Below are 18948 nucleotides of genomic sequence, written 5' to 3' on the forward strand. Positions count from 1 at the left end.
CCCGCCGGGGCCGGGCCGCGTCAGTGGTCGGGGTGCAGCGCGCCGCCGATGTAGGAGGCGGCCAGCAGGGTGAAGATGAAGGCCTGCAGCGCCTGCACGAAGATCTCGAAGCCGGTCATGACGACGCTCATCACGAAGCCGAGCACGCCCAGGCCGGACCCCAGCGGGGTCAGCTTCTCGATCAGGAACCAGTAGCCGACCGAGGCGAAGAACGCGATCAGCAGGTGGCCGGCGAACATGTTGGCGAAGAGCCGGACCGCGTGCGTGAAGGGCCGCAGGATCACGGTCGACAGCAGCTCGATCGGCGCCAGGATGATGTACAGCCACGCGGGCAGCCCGGGGGGGAACATCATGTTCTTGAACCAGCCGCCGAGCCCCTGGTGCTTGATGCTCAGGAAGACCATCAGCACGTACACCACCGCGGCCGGCACGATCGCGAACGCGATGTGCGACGGGGCGGGCAGCTGCAGCACCGGGATGACGCCCATCAGGTTCATCACGAGGATGAAGAAGAACGTCGACAGCAGGAACGGCATCCACTTGTCGCCGTCCTTGCCGATCATCGGCCGGGCGACCTGGTCGCGTACGAACAGGTAGCCGACCTCGCCGATGTTCTGCACGCCGCGGGGCACGAGCTTGGGCTTGCTGAAGGCCGCCCAGAAGAAACCGCAGACAATGATCACGGACAGGGCGACGATCAGCGTCGGCTTGGTCAGCCACGACGGGGCGCCGTCCCAGAGGGGACCCCAGTCGAAGATCTCGGTGCCCGGGGCCTGGAACTCGTTTCCGCCCTCGGCGGCGAGGAGTTGTCGCGCTATCACGCGGCAGTCCCTTCGTCAGTGACTCGCAGGTCGGTCAGTACTACACGTGCGTGCCCGAGGACGGTGCCATGCCCGTGGTGGACGTGGCCGCGGTCGGCCGGTCCACGGTCGGCAGGTCCACAGTCGGCGGCGGTCGACTCCGCCGTGGGCGCCGTCAGCGACCGTAGCGGTGGTAGACCAGGTAGAGCGCTAGAGCAAGGCCCACCAGGACGCCGATGGGGAGCAGCGCCGAGGTGCCCAGCCAGCGATCCAGCAGCCAACCCAGGCCGCCGTAGACCGCCATCCCGCTCAGCAGGTAGCCGGGGATGGACCAGGCGGCGTTGGTGAAGGCTCGATGGTCCGAATCGGACTCCGGATCGGGCCGTCGCCCCTCCTTGCTCATCGCAGCACGGACCATAGCAGGCGCCCCCCCGGATGGTCATATTGGAGTAGTCCCATACCGCCAAGATCGCCCGCTTGTGCATCACGGGCTCCGGTCACGGGCGACACCGGCGGCCCCTGCGGGGTCCAGGGACAGCGTCTTGTTCTTCATGGCGGCGCGCGCCTCGGCGACGACCCACACGAGGGTCAGCACGATCACCGACCAGGCGAACGCCTTGGTGTTCCACAGCGTGACGCCGTCCAGCGCGGCCACCAGCACCAGCATCGCCAGCACCTTGCCCAGGTAGCTGAAGACGGCGGCGGCGAACATCATCTGCGGCGAGATGCGGGCGGCGTACCCGACCGCGACCACGCTGATGGTGAAGAAAGCGAGCACGACGACGGTACCGAGCGCGGCGCCCAGCGCGCCCTTGGCCCCGGCGAGCGGCACGGCCGCCGCAATGACGGCCAGGCCGGCGAGACCGGACGGGATCGCGGCGCCGCGGAGTATCCGGGCGTCGGAAGACTGCATGAGGGCTCCGGCTGGTCACGTAATGTGTTCGTCCCTTGTTCGTGAAAGGTATCACAAGCGTCCGGAACGTCCACAATTACCCTGTACGTAGCGACGCGACGTCGCGTGCGGTCACACGCTGAGATCGCGGCGCAACACGGACTGTAGCCCACGTCTCGCACTGGAACGTCCAGATACGGCTGCGCGCCCCCTGATGTTCACCCGCGCCGACGGGGTCCGACCTTGCGCGATGCGCATCGTGCGGCCGGTCCGGGCCAGTTGTGGGGACCGCTCCAGATCGGGCAGGTCGGCGGGACAGCGGGCCGGGCCGGACGCGGGTCAGGCGGGCTGGCGGGGGTGGGCCGCGGCGGCGTCGCCGGACGCCGGCCGCGCCTGCTTGCGCTGCACCATCCGCGGCATCCCGATCATCACCACCACCCCGGCGACCGCCACGACCCCGGTCACCGACACCACCAGCGGCACCGAGTTGGTGAACGACAGCGTCACCAGGCTGGAGGCCAGCAGCCCCACCCAGAAGTACATGATCAGCACCGCCCGGCGGTGCGAGTGGCCCAGCTCCAGCAGCCGGTGGTGCAGGTGCTGCTTGTCCGGGGCGAAGGGCGACTTGCCCTGGTTGGTACGCCGCCACACCGCCAGCAGCATGTCGATGAACGGCACCGCCGCCACCGCCGGGATCAGCAGGATCGGCACGTAGAAGGGGAACAGCCGGTAGGTGCCGATGACCGCCGGGTCGAAGTTGCCGGTCAGCATGATCGTGGACGCGCTGAGCAGCAGCCCGATCAGCATCGACCCGGTGTCGCCCATGAAGATCCGGGCCGGGTTGAAGTTGTGCGGCAGGAAGCCCGCGCACATGCCCACCAGCACCGCCGCGGTCAGCGTGGCCGCGCTCAGCGTGATCAGCTTGAAGTCGATCGCGACCAGGTAGGCGTAGGAGAACAGCGCCAGCGCGGCGATCCCCACCACCCCGGCGGCCAGGCCGTCCAGCCCGTCGATGAAGTTCACCGCGTTGATCGTCGCGACGACCAGGAACACCGTCAGCGGCACCCCGTAGGCCGGGGGCAGCGACAGCGAGGTGCCGGTGGGCAGCGGGATCACGTACAGCTGGATGCCCTGCATGATGAAGATCCCGGCGGCCGCGACCTGGCCGGCGAACTTGGTCAGCGCGTCCACGCCCCACCGGTCGTCGAAGATGCCGACCAGCACGATCAGGCCGCCCGACAGCAGCAGCGCCCGGTGCACGTTGACGTCGCCGTCCTCCAGCACCCGGCGCATCGCGGGCAGCCCCCCGGCCGCGGCCAGCGCGGCGACCATCCCGCCGAACATCGCCAGGCCGCCCAGCCGGGGCGTCGGGATGACGTGCACGTCGCGGTCCCTGGGGGCCGCCTGCGCCCCGAACCACACCGCGAACCGGCGGACGACGGGGGTGAGCAGGTAGGTCACGAGTGCGGCGATCAGGATCGTCAGCAGGTACTCCCGCACGCCGCACGCCTCCCCTCATCGGCCTCCTGGCCGCCGCTGCGCGGCACGTCGCGCACGCCGCCCGGGTTCGGGACCTCGCGGGACGTCGTCGTCAGCGGCGATGCGGCCGGACCTGACCAACAAAACAGACGGCCGCCGGAGGCGATCGGTTCGCACCGGCGGTTCATCGCCAACTCTATTCCTCTCGCCCGGCCCCCGGTGTGTGATCCGCATCCGGAACCGGTGAAGGGAGACGATAGCGGCTCCGACCACTGCCAACGCGACACCGCCCATGCTCGCGTCGCCCACCGAGAGCGCCCACACGCCGTGCCGGGCGACCTCGTGCGACACGTCGGCGGCCACCAGCAGGCCGCCGAGGGCGAGCAGCACACGGCCCCCGTGCACCGGAATCGTGCGCCCGCACCGGGCGGCCCCGGCGACCGTTGCGAGCCCGGCGAGCGCCAGCAGGAGCAGCCCCGAGCCGGCCCAGGTGACCGCCCAGTGCGGCCGGGCGTAAAGGGGCGGCGGAACCGCGATCGCGCCCTTGGGCAGCAGCACCGTGACGCGCATGCTCTCGCGCGGGCGCAGGCCGCTCTGGGTGAAGTCGATGGCGTACGGGCCGTCGCGGTCACGCAGGCAGCCGGTGACGGCCTCGCCCGTCCCGGACCGGCACCGCGCCTTGCGCAGCACCACCGGCGCCTCTACGCGCACGGCGGCCTCCCGGATCGGCACCTCCCAGGACGTGCCGAGGACGTCCCAGTCCAGCTCGTCGTGACCGGCGCCCGGCGTGAACGCCCCCGACACCGTGTACTCGATGACGTACGCCTGCCGCCCGTGGACGGTGCGGTCGTCGTCCCCGACGGTGATCAGCAGGTCGTGCCACAGCTTGCGGGTCCGCGCCCGCGCCGGGGCGCCGGTGGACGAGCTGGTCCGCACGTCGCGGATCTCGAACAGCCGGTCGCCCCGCCGGTACGGCAGCCGCCGGACGATCCCGTGCTCGCCGCCCCGGGCGAAGTCGTAGGTGATGGTCTCCCGCACGTGCAGATCGCCGTTGGTGGCGATCATGAGGACGACGTCATAGGCCGGGATGCTCTCGAACTGCTCGGGCCCCGCGTCCCAGGTACCGCCGCCCTCCTCCTCCGCCCGCGCGGCCGCCGGGGCGGCGGGCACCAGCGCGAGCAGCACGAGGACGACGATCGCCGGAAGGGCACCGAGGGCGACCGTCCGCGCCCGGACCCGGCCACGCACGTCTGGCATCATTTCACCGCTCGGCCGACACAATCCCGGTAACGAGGCTATTGCTTGCAGAAGTCTCCAGGCCCGTCCCGTTCAGGTTACGTGTCCTGCACACCGCCGTAACCGTCACGGGCACGGTACGGTCGCATGGCCGACAGGCGCCTTGTGACGAACCAGATGGTTTCAACGCGCCGCTTCAGGGAATGGCGGGCCGCCGTTTCCGGCACCCGTCCATGACGTGCGCGAGGGTCGATTTCCGTCGCCGAACGGGGCCGCTGTTTCCCGCGTCCGGGCCGCATCGCGCTGCCGCGATCACCGTCTGCGCCGGGCTGCTGTTGCGCCGCCTCTGGGCGCGAGCCGCCCTGACCGGTCCGCGGACGGTCGGAGGCGGCTTACGAGGCGGCTTACGAGGCGGCTTGCGTGTGCGTGAAGGCCGACGGGCCGCACAGCGGAAGCGCGGCGCGCCGCACGGGCCGCCGCGCCGCGGTCGCCCACCACCGACAGCGGCCGGCGCCGTGCACGCGCTCCAGACCGGCGACAGGCCGCTGACCTGCCTTTTCGCCCGCAGTACGGCCGACTTTGCGACTCCGGCGGCACCGGTCGCCCGCCCGCGCGCGAGAATGCGCCGCCACCCCCGACCGCGTGCCCGCCGCGAAGCGCGCAAGCCGCCGGAAGATCTGCTGATCCGACGTTTCAGCCGACCATTCACCAAGCCTTTTTCAGGCCTTTTCCGAGGTGGCGGAAATTACTTGGCCCCGTCCTTTTTGAGGGACGGCCCGGCCGAATCATCCGCCTCTTCCGCAGGCTCCTTGGCAGCGGTTTCCGCGCTGCTTTCCGCGGCTTCTCCGGAGGCCGTTCCGGCGGGCTTGTCCCCGGACGCCGCCGGCTTTTCCAGCGAGACGGAAGACTCCTCCGCGTCGTCGTTTTGCTCCTCGTCGGTCAGCAGGACGCCCACCACCGCGCGGAGCTTGTCCTCGGAGATCGCCCCGGCGCGCAGCAGCCGCGGGATCGGTCCGGTCAGGTCGATGATCGTGGACGCCTCGCCCAGGCCCGCCGGACCGCCGTCCAGGTACACCGACACCGCGTCGCCGAGCATCTTCTCGGCCTCGTCGGCCGAGCGGGCCGCCGGACGGCCGCTGAGGTTGGCGCTGCTGACCGCCAGCGGACCGGTCTCCTTGAGCAGCTCCACCGCCAGGTCGTGCATCGGCATCCGCACCGCGACGGTGCCCTTGGTGTCGCCCAGGTCCCACACCAGGTTCCGGTTGGCGCGGCACACGATCGTCAGGGCGCCCGGCCAGAACTCGTCGATGAGGTCCTGCCCGTAGGTCCCGAGGTCCTCCACGAGCGCCGTAGCGGCCCGTACAGAGCCCACCAGGACCGGCGGAGGAGCGTCCCTGCCCCGGCCCTTGGCGTCCAGCAGAGCGGTCACGGCGGCCGGGGTGAAGGCGTCGGCGCCGACGCCGTACACGGTGTCGGTGGGCAGCACGATCAACTCTCCGCGCCGTACCGCCGAGACCGCCTCGGCGATCCCCCGGGTGCGCTCCATGGGGTCGGCGGCGCAGTCATAACGTCGGCTCACGGTGCCCATCCTTCCATGCCCGCGCCGCGCACCGGCCCCGCCCCGGGCGGGCGCCGGGGCCGCCTCAGTCCGTTCCCAGGCGCGCGGTCACGAAGCGGTCGCGGTCGGTCAGGTCGCGGCGGTTGCGCACGTCCCGCCAGCCGTTCTCCTCGGCGAAGACCCAGTAGACGTCGTTGCCCTGCCGGTCGCTGTGCTCGACCGCCACGTACCCGCCGGGCCGCAGCAGCCGCCGCGCCGTGCGCTCCACCACGCGGATCGCGTCCAGGCCGTCGTCGCCGCCGCCCCACAGCGCCGCCGCCGGGTCGTGGTCGCGCACGTCCCTGGGAACGTACTCCCACTCGCTCATCGGGATGTACGGGGGGTTGCTGATCACCAGGTCGACGGTGCCGTTCAGCTCGGCCAGGGCGGTGGCGAAGTCGTCCAGGTGCAGCCGCACCCGGCCCCGCTCGTCCAGCTCCTCCACGTTGCGGGTGGCGTGCACGAACGCGGTGGGGTCCTTCTCCACGGCGTGCACGCGCGCCCGCGGCGCCTCCTGGGCGATGGACAGCGCGATCGCGCCCGACCCGGTGCCCAGATCGACCACCAGGGGGTCGCGCACGTCCATGTCGCGCAGCGTCTCCAGCGCCCAGCCGACCATCACCTCGGTCTCCGGACGCGGGATGAACACCCCCGGTCCGACCTTCAGCTCCAGGTAGCGGAAGAACGCGCGGCCGGTGATGTGCTGCAGCGGCTCGCCCGCCTCGCGCCGCGCCACGTACTCCCAGAAGCGGGCGTCGAACGCGGAGTCGGGCACGGTGTGCAGCTCGCCGCGCGGCACCCCGTGCACGGCGGCGGCCAGCTCCTCGGCGTCGGCGCGGGGCGAGGCGGCCCCGGCGTCGGCCAGCCGCACGGTCGCCCGTGCGACCTCGTCGAGCAGCAGATTCATGACGTTGGTTGCGCCTGTTGCGCCTGTCCGGCCTCGGCCAGCCTACGTGCGGTGTCGGCGTCCACCAGCGCCTGGGTGACGTTGTGCAGATCGCCGTCCAGCACCTGGTCGAGGTTGTACGCCTTGTAGCCGACCCGGTGGTCGGAGATCCGGTTCTCCGGAAAGTTGTAGGTGCGCACCCGTTCGGACCGGTCGACGGTGCGGACCTGGCTCTTGCGCTCGGCCGCCGCGGCCGCGTCCGCCTCCTCCTGCGCCATCGCCAGCAGCCGCGAACGCAGGATGCGCATCGCCTGCTCCTTGTTCTGCAGCTGGCTCTTCTCGTTCTGGCAGGAGACCACCACGCCGGTCGGCAGGTGGGTGATGCGCACGGCCGAGTCGGTGGTGTTGACGCTCTGCCCACCCGGTCCGGACGAGCGGTACACGTCGATGCGCAGGTCGCCCGGGTCGATGTCGACCTCGACCTCCTCGGCCTCCGGGGTGACGAGCACGCCGACGGCGCTGGTGTGGATGCGGCCCTGCGACTCGGTGACCGGCACCCGCTGCACGCGGTGCACGCCGCCCTCGTACTTCAGCCGCGTCCACACGCCCTCCTCCTGGCCGGGACGCGACTTCACCGCGACCGTCACGTCCTTGTAGCCGCCGAGGTCGGAGGGGTGCGAGTCGATGATCTCGGTCTTCCAGCCGGACCGCTCGGCGTAGCGCAGGTACATCCGCAGCAGATCCCCGGCGAACAGGGCCGACTCCTCGCCGCCCTCGCCCGCCTTGATCTCCAGGATGACGTCCTTGCCGTCGTTGGGGTCGCGCGGCAGCAGCAGGCGGCGCAGCCGCTCGGCCAGCTCGTCCCGCTTGCGCTCCAGCTCCTCGGCCTCGGCGGCGAACGCGGGGTCCTCTCCGGCCAGCTCGCGGGCGGCGGCCAGGTCGTCCTCGATCGCGGTGATCTCCCGCTGGGTCTCGACGACCGGCCGGAGTTCGGCGTAGCGGCGGCCCAGCCGGCGGGCCAGCGCCGGGTCGGCGTGCACGCTCGGGTCGGCGAGCCTGCCCTCGATGTCGGCGTATTCGCGGATGAGATCGTCGATCTTCACGGTGTCGTCGTCTCCGGCCTGGTGGCGGCCTTCGGGCCGGCGGACCGGCGGGGCCCACGGGACGGCCGGGGCCGGAACGTCGATCGGGGCCGGGAGGTCGGCCGGGATGGCTGGGTCTGTCCCGGCCGCGGGTCCGGCCGGGGTCGGTCTGGTGGCGCGGCGGGGCGCCGGCGGACTCCGAACGGCCCGAGGACGCGCATCGTCCCCGGGCCGGTCTCGGTCGCCGCGCTCACCCCTGCTTGCGGCCCGCCTTCTTGCCGAACCGCTGCTCGAAGCGTGCGACGCGGCCGCCGGTGTCCAGAATCTTCTGCTTGCCCGTGTAGAACGGGTGGCAGTTGGAGCACACGTCGGCGTGGATCACGCCGTTCTCGGCGGTGCTGCGGGTCTCGAACGTGTTGCCGCACGTGCACGTCACGGTGGTGACGACGTAGTTCGGGTGGATGTCGGGCTTCATGGTTCTCCTCGCTCAGGGCGGTCGCCGGGCGCTTCCCATCGCCTGCCTGCGTTCCCACCAGGGTGGGGAGCGCATAGGGGAGGCGTGAACCGGTACCGCAGCGGTCGCACTCCAAGTGTGCCAGATACCCGAACGTGCCGAGGTCACCCGGCATTCCCCAAAGACCGGCACCGCAACGTCGAAGCTTCCCAGCCGACCGGCGGAGGGCGTCAGGGGCGCCCCCGCACGGTCACGTGTTGCGGCCCAGATAGGTGAGAACGGCCATCACGCGGCGGTGGCCGCCCTGGGCGGGCTGCAGGTCCAGCTTCATGAAGATGTTGGAGATGTGCTTCTCCACGGCGCCCTCGGTGACGACGAGCGCCTCGGCGATCGCCCCGTTGGAGCGGCCCTGGGCCATCAGCGCCAGCACCTCGCGCTCGCGCGGGGTGAGGGCGGCCAGCGGGTCGCCGGTGCGGCGGCGGCCGAGGAGCTGGCCGATCACCTCGGGGTCGATGACGGTGCCGCCGGCGGCGATGCGGCGCACCGCGTCGATGAAGTCGGCCACGTCGGCCACCCGCTCCTTGAGCAGGTAGCCCACGCCCTCGGCGCCGCCGCCGATCAGGTCGGTGGCGTAGCGCTCCTCCACGTACTGCGACAGCACCAGGATGGGCGTGCCGGGGCGGCGTTCCCGGACGGCCAGCGCGGCGCGCAGGCCCTCGTCGGTGAACGACGGCGGCATCCGCACGTCCACGATGGCCAGGTCGGGCTGGTGTTCGTCCACCGCGGCGAGCAGACCGGGCCCGTCCCCCACCGCGGCGGCCGTCTCGATCCCGGCGTCGTCCAGCAGCCGGACGAGCCCCTCCCGCAGCAGCACCGAGTCCTCGGCGATCACCACCCGCATGCCCTCGATTATCGCGGCCCCGTCCGCGTCCGCCGGGCGGGCCGCTACCAGGTGCACGGCAGGTCCGCGCGGACGACGGTGGGACCGCCGGGCGGGCTGTCGACGATCAGCATGCCGTCGATGGTGGCGGCGCGGTCGGCCAGGCCGGCCAGCCCGCCGCCCGGGTGCGCCACCGCCCCGCCGACCCCGTTGTCGGTGACCTCGACGACCACCCAGGAGTCCTCGCGGGCCACCCGGACCGTGGCGCGGGTCGCCCGGGCGTACTTGGTGACGTTCGTCAGGCACTCGGCGACGATGAAGTAGGCGATGCTCTCCACCGCGGCGGGCGGGCGTTCGGGTAGGTCCACGGTTACCTCGACGGGCACGCGGGCGCGTCCGGCCAGCCCGGAGATCGCCGCGTCCAGGCCGCGGTCGGTGAGGATCGCCGGGTAGATGCCGCGGGCCAGGTCGCGCAGCTCGGTGATGGCCTCCTTGGTGCCCGCGTGCGCCTGCTCGATCAGCGCCCTCGCCCCCTCGGGGTCGTCGTCGAGCTTGGCGCGGGCCCGGCCGATGTCCATGGCGACCGCCAGCAGCCGCTGCTGCGCGCCGTCGTGCAGGTCGCGCTCGATGCGGCGGCGCTCGGCCTCGGCGGCGTCCACCCCGCGGGCCCGGCTGGCCCGCAGCCGCTCGGTGCGGGCCCGCAGCTCGCGGTTCTCCGCCTGCGAGGCGCTGGGGCCGAGCAGCGCCCGGGCCAGCAGCGCGTGCCCGATCGCGATGACGCGCGTGGCGTAGAGGCTGAGGACCAGCAGCCCGAGGCCGACCGGGACGGCGGGCAGCGCGCCGACCGGGTTGTCCGCCCAGAACGACACCACCCCGAGGCTGACCTCGGTTCCGCCGGGCGTGGCCGCCGTGATCAGCGGCAGGAACAGGAACGTGCCGGTCGTCGCCCACATCGCGACCGCGGCGACGAACTCCACCAGCGACAGCGGGAAGCGCAGGAACAGAAACAGCAGGTCCTTCCAGGTCGCCGGGTCGCCGGCCATGACCTTCAGCTTGGTCAGCGGGTTGCGGCCGGAAGGCAGCGGCCGGTAGGGGGTGGGGATGTCGACGCCGAACGCCAGGCGCGCGAGCGTTCGTTCCAGCATCGCCGCCAGCCGCCACAGCACCATCATCGCGGCCAGCATCGGGATGCCCACCCAGAAGACCACCAGTGCGGACGACACCGTCATCCCCACCGTCAGCCCGATCAGCCAGGCGAGCCCGAACGCGAAACCGGCCACCTGGAACACCGCCGACCGCCAGAGCAGCCAGGACCGCGCCATGGCCACCGGCCGCCACGGCAGCTCAAGGATCGAGGCCCCGCCGCCCTTCATCTCGCCCACATCGACCTCCGTGCCGGGTCCGCCGTACGAACTCAGCCTGCCGGTGCCGCCTCCGCGGGGCCATGGTGCCCGCCGCCCGGTTCAGGGTGGTGATATCCCCACCCCTCGCGAGGGTCGCGATCAGCGGCGTCCGGAACCCGGCGAAGGACGGGCAATAAAGCGGGCGGTCGTCGCGCGGGCATCGCGACGACCGCCGTCACGCACGGGCCGGTGGTGCCGCGGCGGACCACCCCCGGCGCGAGGTCACCGGGAGTCGGCGACCGTGGTCTGCTGGACCTGCAGCAGGAACTCGGCGTTGGACTTGGTCTCCTTCATCTTCTCGATGAGCAGCTCCAGCGCCTGCTGGGTGTCCAGGGCGTGCAGCACGCGGCGCAGCTGCCAGACCACGCGCAGCTCCTCCGGCGCCATGAGGATCTCCTCCTTGCGGGTGCCGGACGCGTCCACGTCCACCGCGGGGAAGATCCGCTTGTCGGCGAGCTGCCGGTTGAGCTTGAGCTCCATGTTGCCGGTGCCCTTGAACTCCTCGAAGATGACCTCGTCCATGCGGGACCCGGTCTCCACCAGCGCGGTGGCGAGGATGGTGAGCGAGCCGCCGTTCTCGATGTTGCGGGCCGCGCCGAAGAACCGCTTGGGCGGGTACAGCGCGGTGGAGTCCACACCACCGGACAGGATGCGGCCCGAGGCGGGCGCGGCCAGGTTGTACGCGCGGCCCAGACGGGTGATCGAGTCGAGCAGCACGACCACGTCGTGGCCCAGCTCCACCAGCCGCTTGGCACGTTCGATGGCCAGTTCGGCGACCGTGGTGTGGTCCTCGGCGGGACGGTCGAAGGTCGAGTGGATGACCTCGCCCTTCACCGACCGCTGCATGTCGGTGACCTCTTCCGGGCGCTCGTCCACCAGCACCACCATCAGGTGGCACTCGGGGTTGTTCTTGGTGATCGCGTTGGCGATCGCCTGCAGCACCATGGTCTTGCCGGCCTTGGGCGGCGAGACGATCAAACCGCGCTGCCCCTTGCCGATCGGCGACACCAGGTCGATGATCCGCGTGGTGAGCACGTTCGGCTCGGTCTCCAGGCGCAGCCGGTCCTGCGGGTACAGCGGCGTCAGTTTGGAGAACTCGACGCGGTTCTTGGCCTGCTCGGGCTCCATCCCGTTGATGGTGTCCACCCGGACCAGCGCGTTGAACTTCTCGCGCCGTTCGCCCTCCCGCGGCTGGCGCACGGCGCCGGTGATGACGTCGCCCTTGCGCATGCCGTTCTTGCGGACCTGGGCCAGGGAGACGTACACGTCGTTGGGCCCGGCCAGGTAGCCGGTGGTGCGGATGAAGGCGTAGTTGTCGAGGATGTCGAGGATCCCGGCGACGGGGATGAGCACGTCGTCCTCGTTGATCACCGGCTCCTCGTAACGGTCGCCACGGCCGCGACCGCGGTTGCGCTCGCGGAACCGGCGGCCCCGCCGGCTGCGGCCGCCGCCGTCGCCGTCGTCGTCGGAGGACTGGCCCGATCCCTGGCCGCCGCGCTGCCGCCCCTGCTGGTCGCGGCCGTTGCGGCCGCGCTGGCGGCCGCCGTCGCGGGCGCCGTCCCGGTTGCCGTCGCGTCCGCCCTGGGCCTCGCCCTCCTCGGCGCGGGCGTCGCCCTCGGACTTGGTCTCGGACTTGGCGCCCTCGGACTTGCCGTTCTGCGCCGCGGCGGGCCGCTCGGCGTCGCGCTCGCCGCGCTCGCCCTTGCCGTCGCCCTTGGACTGGGTGCGCTCCGCCTTCTCGGCGCCCTTGTCGGTCTTGTCGGCCTTGTCGGCGGCCTTCTCAGCGGCCTTGTCGGTGGTCTTGCCCTCCTCGGCGGCCTTGTCGGCGGCCGAGACGGCCTCGGCGATGGTCACCTGACCCTCGGCGGCGTCGCGCTTGGCCGCCGAACGGGTGCGGCGCGGACGCTCGGTCTTGGTGGCAGCGGCTCCCTGCTCGCCCCCGGCCGAGCCCTCCGCCTGGGCGCCGCCCTGCTTCTCCTGGATGGCGGCGATGAGCTGGCTCTTGCGCATCCCGGTGGTGCCGGTGATGCCGAGGCTGGACGCGAGCGCCTTGAGCTCGGGCAGCACCATGGCCGACAGGCCGGTGCCGGACCGGCGACGCCGGGGGGTGGCACGCTGCTCGCTGGCCTCGGCGGCCTCGTCGGCAGGCGCCTTGCTCGTTGCGTCCGTAAGGAGTTCGCTGGATTCGCTCACTAAGGGTCCTTCCCAGGGAGCGGGCGTAGGCCGGCGGTCGGCCAGGCAACCCGGTGGTGCGGCCCGGCGGGGGCGCCGAGTCGGGCTCCGCGGATCACGATGGGGCCGCGATCTGCGTTTTCTGAGCACAGCCAGATGATGGTCGGGGCGGTTCGCGCGTCGTCCCCGGTACCGCCACGTCCGTAGTATCGCTGGAACGGCTGACAACGGGATGTCACGGTTGCGGGAAGCCTAGTACGCGGGACCGACACGACCGAACGGCCGAACAGGTGACGCGTGGCTGACAAGCACACGGCCCCGAACGGGGCATCTGGTGCGGCAATCAGCCTAACATCACCAGGGCGCACTGCTATTCCCCAGAGGTCGATGTCTTCGCATTTTACCTAGGCGGATCGTTGCACCCGGCCGGAGCGCCGCACAGCCCCCTTCCCCCTTGCGCGCGGCGTCACGGCCGTCCGGACGTCGGGAACCGGTTCTCCCAGGCCCTGCGCTCAGGACCGGATACCGGGACCGTCGGAACCATCGGGCTGAACGCAGGCGCCATGGGGGGCAACGTCCAGCGGGTGTATGTGCCACCCATTACCCACTTCCGGGCCCATCGAATCAACTTGTGATGCGGTTGTGAAGGCCAGGACAGTAGGTCCTGCCCCGGAAATCACCGCGGGCACGCCCTTGGCGCGCAGCTTTTCCACCAACGCGGCCGATTCCGGCATGGCGGGGGCCCGGTATCTCTGGTGCAGACGGTCCTCGGTCGCGTCCAGCAGCACCTCGGGGCCGAGCCCCCGGGTGAGCGCGGCGACGAGCAGGGCGGCGCGGGCGGCGTTGGCGGCGGCGTCGGCGTGCGGCACGGTCTCCGGCAGCAGCCCCCGCGCGCGCTCGGTGGCCAGCCGCGTCTGTGGGACGAACACCACGACCTGCCCGACCTCAGGGTCGAGCCGCACCAGGCGGGGGCCCTGCGGGGCCGTCCACGCGACCGTCAGGCCGCCTGCCAGGCACGGCGCGACGTTGTCGGGATGCCCCTCGATCTCGGTGGCCAGCCGCAGCGCCGCGTCGTCGTCGAGCACCTGCCCGTGCGGGTGCAGGTGGCGCGCCGCGACGATGCCCGCGACGATCGCGGCGGACGACGAGCCCAGGCCGCGGCTGTGCGGGATGCGGTTGACGCAGCGCAGCCGCAGCCCGGCCCAGTCGGCCCCGGTGGCGGCGGGCGCGAGCGCGTCGATGGCCTCGAACGCCCGGCGCAGCGTGGCGACGATCAGGTGCCGCTCGCCCCGTTCGGCGACCTCGGCGCCCTCGCCGTCCACCTCGATGGACAGGCCGGTGAAGCGGGCGCCGTCGAAGTCGACGTCCACCTCGACGTCGTCGTACAGCGTCAGGGCCAGGCCGAGGGAGTCGAACCCCGGGCCGAGGTTGGCGCTGGTGGCGGGCACCCGGACCCGCACCGGGCCCGGCGGGCCGGCGCCGCCCCCGCGGCGGCTCACGCCAGGCCCAGCGCGGACGCGGCCGCGTGGGCGTCCACCTTGACCGTGGTGGGGGCCGGCGCCCCGGAGATCGCCCAATCGGGGTCCTTGAGGCCGTTGCCGGTCACGGTGCACACGACCCGGGACCCGCGCGGCAGGACCCCCTGCTCGGCGGCCTGCAGCACGCCCGCCACGCTCGCCGCCGACGCGGGCTCGACGAACACGCCCTCCTCGCGGGCCAGCAGCCGGTAGGCGGCCAGGATCTGGCGGTCGGTGACGGCGTCGATCGCGCCGCCCGACTCGTCGCGCGCGGCGACCGCCAGGTCCCACGACGCGGGGTTGCCGATGCGGATCGCGGTGGCGATCGTCGACGGCTTGGCCACCGGCCCGCCCCGCACGAACGGCGCCGCCCCGCTGGCCTGGAAACCCAGCATGCGCGGGGTCCGCGATGCCACGCCGTCGGCGGCGTACTCCTTGTAGCCCATCCAGTAGGCGGAGATGTTGCCGGCGTTGCCGACCGGCAGGCAGTGCACGTCGGGCGCGTCGCCGAGCGCGTCCACGATCTCGAACGCGGCGGTCTTCTGGCCCTGCAGGCGGAAGGGGTTGACCGAGTTGACCAGCGCCACCGGGTAGTCCACGGCGAGCTTGCGGGCCAGCTCCAGGCAGTCGTCGAAGTTGCCGTCCACCTGCAGCAGCCGCGCGCCGTGCACCAGCGCCTGCGCCAGCTTGCCCATGGCGATCTTGCCCTGCGGGACGAGCACCGCGCAGGTCATCCCCGCGCGCACCGCGTAGGCGGCCGCGGACGCGGAGGTGTTGCCGGTGGACGCGCAGATCACCGCCTTGGCGCCCTCCTCGGCGGCCTTGCTGATCGCCACCGTCATGCCGCGGTCCTTGAACGACCCGGTCGGATTGGCGCCCTCCACCTTCAGGTGGACCTCGCAGCCGGTCAGCCGGGAGACCCGCGGGGCGGGCAGCAGCGGTGTGCCCCCCTCCCGCAGAGTGATCACCGGGGTCCGGTCCGACACCGGGAGCCGGTCGCGGTACTCCTCGATCAAGCCGCGCCACGCGCGGGCGGTCGCGTTCACTGTCGCTCCTTGGATGACCTGCGGTGTTGCGCAGATTCTAGAGCCCCGGGCGGGCCGGGGCGGCCGCATCCGGGCGGGTCCGCCCGCCGTCTGCCCGCCGTCTGCCCATCGTCTACTCGTCGGCCTCGACGCGCATGACGCTGGAGACCTCGCGGACGTTGTCGAGACCGCGCAGCCCCTGCACCGTCGCCGACAGCGCGGCGTCCGGCGCGCGGTGCGTCACCACGACCAGCTGGGCGTCGTCGCCGAACCCGACCTGCCGTACCGCCTGAATCGACACGCCGTGCCGGGCGAACTCCTCGGCGACCGTGGCGAGCACGCCCGCCTGGTCGGCCACGTCCAGCTGGATGTAGTAGCGGGTGACGGTCTCGCCCATCGGCAGCACCGGCAGGCTGGCGTAGGTCACCTCGACCGGGCCGGACGCGCCGCCCACCAGGTTGCGGGCCACCGCCACCAGGTCGCCGAGCACCGCCGAGGCGGTGGGCGCGCCGCCCGCGCCGGCCCCGTAGAACATCAGCGACCCGGCCGATTCGGCCTCGACGAACACCGCGTTGTAGGCCTCGCGGACGCTGGCCAGCGGATGCGACCGGGGGATCATCGCCGGGTGCACCCGGACCGACACGCCGCGCCCGTTGCGCCCGTCGGGCGAGGGGACCCGCTCGCAGATGGCCAGCAGCTTGACCACGCTGTCCATCGCCTTGGCCCCGGCCACGTCGGCGCTGGTGACCTCCGTGATGCCCTCGCGGTGCACGTCGGCGGCGGCCACCGGGGTGTGGAAGGCCAGCTGCGCCAGGATGGCCGCCTTGGCCGCCGCGTCGAACCCCTCGACGTCGGCGGTCGGGTCGGCCTCGGCGTATCCGAGCGCCTGCGCCTCCTGCAGCGCCTCGTTGAACCCGGCGCCGTGCGTGTCCATCTGGTCGAGGATGTAGTTGGTGGTGCCGTTGACGATCCCCAGCACCCGGTGCACGTGGTCGCCCACCAGCGACTCGCGCAGCGGCCGCAGCAGCGGGATCGCCCCGGCCACCGACGCCTCGTAGTACAGGTCGGCCCCGTACTCGCGGGCGGCGGCGAACAGCGTCGCGCCGTCCTCGGCCAGCAGCGCCTTGTTCGCGGTGATCACCGACTTGCCGGACTTCATCGCCTCCAGCAGCAGCGAGCGGGCGGGCTCGATGCCGCCGATCACCTCGATGACGATGTCCACGTCGTCCCGGGTGACCAGGGCGTGGGCGTCGGTGGTCAGCAGCGCGGGGTCCACGCCCTGGCGGACCCGGTCCGGCCGCCGCACCGCGATCCCGGCCAGCTCCAGCGGCGCGCCGATCCGCGCGGCCAGGTCGTCGGCCTGGTCGCGCAGCAGCCGCACCACCTCGGTGCCGACGACGCCGCAGCCGAGCAGCGCCACCCTCAGCCGCCGAGGCGTCCCCCGCCCAGGTTTCACACTCCTACCTCCGCATCGAGCCGCAGCAGGTCCTCGTCGGTCTCCCGGCGGACGATGACCCGCGCCTCCCCATCGCGCACCGCCACCACGGCGGGCCGGGGAACGTGGTTGTAGTTACTGGCCATTGATCGACAGTACGCACCGGTGGCCGCGACCGCCACCAGGTCGCCCGCCGAAAGATCTTCGGGCAGCCACAGATCCCGCACGACGATGTCGCCGCTCTCGCAGTGCTTGCCGACAAGTCTGCTGAGCATCGGGGCCGCATCGGACGAGCGGCTGGCCAGCGTACAGGTGTACTCGGCGCCGTACAGGGCGGTGCGGAGGTTGTCGCTCATCCCCCCGTCCACCGAGACGTAGGTGCGCAGCCCCTCCACATCCTTGACGGTGCCGACCTGGTACAGGGTAACGCCGCCCGGACCCACGATCGCCCGGCCGGGCTCCACGGTGAGTCGCGGCATGGCCAGGCCATACGTTCGGCACTCGCGCCACACGATGGTCCTGAGCGAGTCGGCGATCGCCTTGGGGTCGTGCGGCTCGTCCCCTGTGACATAGGCGATTCCGTAGCCTCCACCCAGGTCCAGCTCGGGCAGTTCCAGGCCGTGCTCGTCGCGGATCTGCACCAGCAGTTCGGCCAGCCGGTGCGCGGCCACCTCAAAGCCGTCCGTGTCAAAGATTTGCGACCCGATATGGGAGTGCAGCCCCACCAGCTCCAGCTGGCTCAGCGCCAGGACCCTGCGGACGGCCTCCAGCGCGGCCCCCGTGTTCCGGGAGAACCCGAACTTCTGGTCGTCATGGGCCGTGGCGATGAACTCGTGGGTGTGCGCCTCGACGCCTGTGGTGACCCTCACCATCACCTTGGGCCGGACACCGCGCTCCTTGGCGAGGTACCCGAGCCGCGCGATCTCCTCGAACGAGTCGATGACGATGCGCCCGACCCCCACGTCCAGGGCCTTCTCCAGCTCCGCCATGGACTTGTTGCTGCCGTGGAGGGTGATGCGTTCCACCGGGAAGCCCGCCGCCAGGGCCACGGCGAGCTCGCCCCCGGTGCACACGTCCAGCCCGAGGCCCTCCTCGTTGAGCCAGCGCGCGACGGCCGTGCACAGGAACGCCTTGCCCGCGTAGTGCACCTCCCCGTCGTGGAAGGCCGCCGCATACTCGCGTGCGCGCGCCCGCACGTCCTCCTCGTCGTAGACGTACAGGGGCGTCCCGAACCTCTCCGCCAGCTCCCGTACGTCCACCCCGCCCAGGTACAGCACGCCGTTCTCACGCTTGGCGTTGCGCGGCCAGATCTGGGGCTCCAGCGCGTTCAAATCCTCCGCCGGAGGCAACGGGTGTTCTTCGGGCAGGACGTCGGCGTGCCTCGGTCCCGCGGGGTGCACTCTGCTCATATCCGCTCTCTAGGGGTCTCACCGATCGTGTTCAGGCAACTGCCGAGGGCGATGCGCGTGGCCTCCGCCAACGTGACCCGGGCCGCGTGCACCGCCCCGGGTTTCTCCGCGCCCTTCGGCAGCGCCGGACACCGCTCGTGGACGTCGTGGTACGCCTCGGCCAGCCGTTCCAGATAACGCTTCAGGGGCCGGGAACCTTGCCCCATTCGCGCGGGAAACTCACCCAGCACCCCGATCAGCCGGAGTTCCTCCTCGGCGTCCAACCCCACAGGCTCCCCTGCGTCCACCCCCAGATCCCTGGCCTGCCTGCGCACAGCGGCCGCACGCGCGTAGGCGTACCGCACGCAGAACCCGGGATTATCGAACGTCCGCGGCCACTCCGGCCACACAGGTGCGGTGGAAATCCTCTGCCGCGGGGCCGGCTCGGGGGCCGCCTCCACGAGCCAGGTCAGCAGATCACCGGGCCGCTCGACCCGGACCGTGACAAACCCCCCGTCGACCCGGACCTCGGCGACCCCGGCGGACGCCGCGACCCTCTCGGCGACGACCTGCGCCGACAGGCCCCTGCGCAGGGCCACCGGGCTGGCGTACAGGCCCGGCCCCACACACCTGAGCGCCACCTCGCCGGGGTCGGCCCCGGCAGCGGCCGCGAGGGCACCGCACACATCGGCTGGAGTCACC

17 protein-coding genes are annotated in these 18948 nt (G+C 72.1%); all 17 read right to left on the reverse strand.

Annotated features, from left to right (window positions below):
- Positions 1 to 20: 20 nt before the first annotated feature.
- The gene (gene atpB / locus QSK22_RS16845) at positions 21 to 821 is read right to left on the reverse strand and encodes a F0F1 ATP synthase subunit A (RefSeq protein ID WP_285495132.1); all 801 of its coding nucleotides are present in this window, start codon (positions 819 to 821) and stop codon (positions 21 to 23) included.
- A 154-nt stretch (positions 822 to 975) separates the two neighbouring features.
- Positions 976 to 1203 carry an AtpZ/AtpI family protein gene (locus QSK22_RS16850; protein ID WP_285495133.1) on the reverse strand — a complete coding sequence of 76 codons (228 nt, stop codon included), beginning with the start codon at positions 1201 to 1203 and terminating at the stop codon, positions 976 to 978.
- Between the two features lie 81 nt (positions 1204 to 1284).
- A complete protein-coding gene (locus tag QSK22_RS16855) occupies positions 1285 to 1713 on the reverse strand; it encodes a Cg1360 family ATP-synthase-associated protein (protein ID WP_285495134.1) in 429 nt (142 codons plus the stop codon).
- Between the two features lie 318 nt (positions 1714 to 2031).
- Positions 2032 to 3192, reverse strand: coding sequence for a glycosyltransferase family 4 protein (locus tag QSK22_RS16860; RefSeq protein WP_285495135.1), 1161 nt, complete (start codon positions 3190 to 3192; stop codon positions 2032 to 2034).
- A gap of 15 nt (positions 3193 to 3207) precedes the next feature.
- Positions 3208 to 4419 (reverse strand): DUF2207 domain-containing protein, encoded by a 1212-nt coding sequence (locus QSK22_RS16865; protein ID WP_285495136.1) that lies wholly within the window; start codon positions 4417 to 4419, stop codon positions 3208 to 3210.
- Positions 4420 to 5152: 733 nt separating this feature from the next.
- Positions 5153 to 5986: an L-threonylcarbamoyladenylate synthase gene (locus QSK22_RS16870; protein ID WP_285495137.1), complete on the reverse strand. Its 834-nt coding sequence runs from the start codon at positions 5984 to 5986 to the stop codon at positions 5153 to 5155.
- A gap of 64 nt (positions 5987 to 6050) precedes the next feature.
- Positions 6051 to 6911: a peptide chain release factor N(5)-glutamine methyltransferase gene (prmC, locus tag QSK22_RS16875; RefSeq protein WP_285495138.1), complete on the reverse strand. Its 861-nt coding sequence runs from the start codon at positions 6909 to 6911 to the stop codon at positions 6051 to 6053.
- Positions 6908 to 7993, reverse strand: a complete 1086-nt coding sequence (gene prfA, locus QSK22_RS16880) for a peptide chain release factor 1 (protein WP_285495139.1) — start codon at positions 7991 to 7993, stop codon at positions 6908 to 6910. The genes prmC and prfA overlap by 4 nt, the downstream gene beginning before the upstream one ends.
- Before the next feature lie 229 nt (positions 7994 to 8222).
- Positions 8223 to 8447 (reverse strand): 50S ribosomal protein L31, encoded by a 225-nt coding sequence (gene rpmE / locus QSK22_RS16885; protein WP_285495140.1) that lies wholly within the window; start codon positions 8445 to 8447, stop codon positions 8223 to 8225.
- Positions 8448 to 8676: 229 nt separating this feature from the next.
- Positions 8677 to 9327 (reverse strand): response regulator transcription factor, encoded by a 651-nt coding sequence (locus tag QSK22_RS16890; protein WP_285495141.1) that lies wholly within the window; start codon positions 9325 to 9327, stop codon positions 8677 to 8679.
- A gap of 44 nt (positions 9328 to 9371) precedes the next feature.
- A complete protein-coding gene (locus QSK22_RS16895) occupies positions 9372 to 10679 on the reverse strand; it encodes a sensor histidine kinase (protein WP_285495161.1) in 1308 nt (435 codons plus the stop codon).
- Between the two features lie 252 nt (positions 10680 to 10931).
- Entirely contained in the window at positions 10932 to 12902 is a 1971-nt protein-coding gene (gene rho, locus QSK22_RS16900) for a transcription termination factor Rho (RefSeq protein ID WP_285495142.1), read from the reverse strand.
- 491 nt (positions 12903 to 13393) lie between these two features.
- Positions 13394 to 14380, reverse strand: coding sequence for a homoserine kinase (gene thrB, locus QSK22_RS16905; protein ID WP_285495143.1), 987 nt, complete (start codon positions 14378 to 14380; stop codon positions 13394 to 13396).
- Positions 14377 to 15444, reverse strand: coding sequence for a threonine synthase (thrC, locus tag QSK22_RS16910; RefSeq protein WP_285495144.1), 1068 nt, complete (start codon positions 15442 to 15444; stop codon positions 14377 to 14379). The genes thrB and thrC overlap by 4 nt, the downstream gene beginning before the upstream one ends.
- Positions 15445 to 15556: 112 nt before the next feature.
- Positions 15557 to 16843: a homoserine dehydrogenase gene (locus tag QSK22_RS16915; protein ID WP_285495162.1), complete on the reverse strand. Its 1287-nt coding sequence runs from the start codon at positions 16841 to 16843 to the stop codon at positions 15557 to 15559.
- Positions 16844 to 16875: 32 nt separating this feature from the next.
- Positions 16876 to 18267 carry a diaminopimelate decarboxylase gene (lysA, locus tag QSK22_RS16920; protein ID WP_285495145.1) on the reverse strand — a complete coding sequence of 464 codons (1392 nt, stop codon included), beginning with the start codon at positions 18265 to 18267 and terminating at the stop codon, positions 16876 to 16878.
- Positions 18264 to 18947, reverse strand: a complete 684-nt coding sequence (locus tag QSK22_RS16925) for a DALR anticodon-binding domain-containing protein (RefSeq protein WP_285495146.1) — start codon at positions 18945 to 18947, stop codon at positions 18264 to 18266. The genes lysA and QSK22_RS16925 overlap by 4 nt, the downstream gene beginning before the upstream one ends.
- Position 18948: the final 1 nt, after the last annotated feature.

This window comes from Actinomadura sp. NBRC 104425 (assembly GCF_030269545.1).
Classification (GTDB): Bacteria; Actinomycetota; Actinomycetes; order Streptosporangiales; family Streptosporangiaceae; genus Spirillospora; species Spirillospora keratinilytica.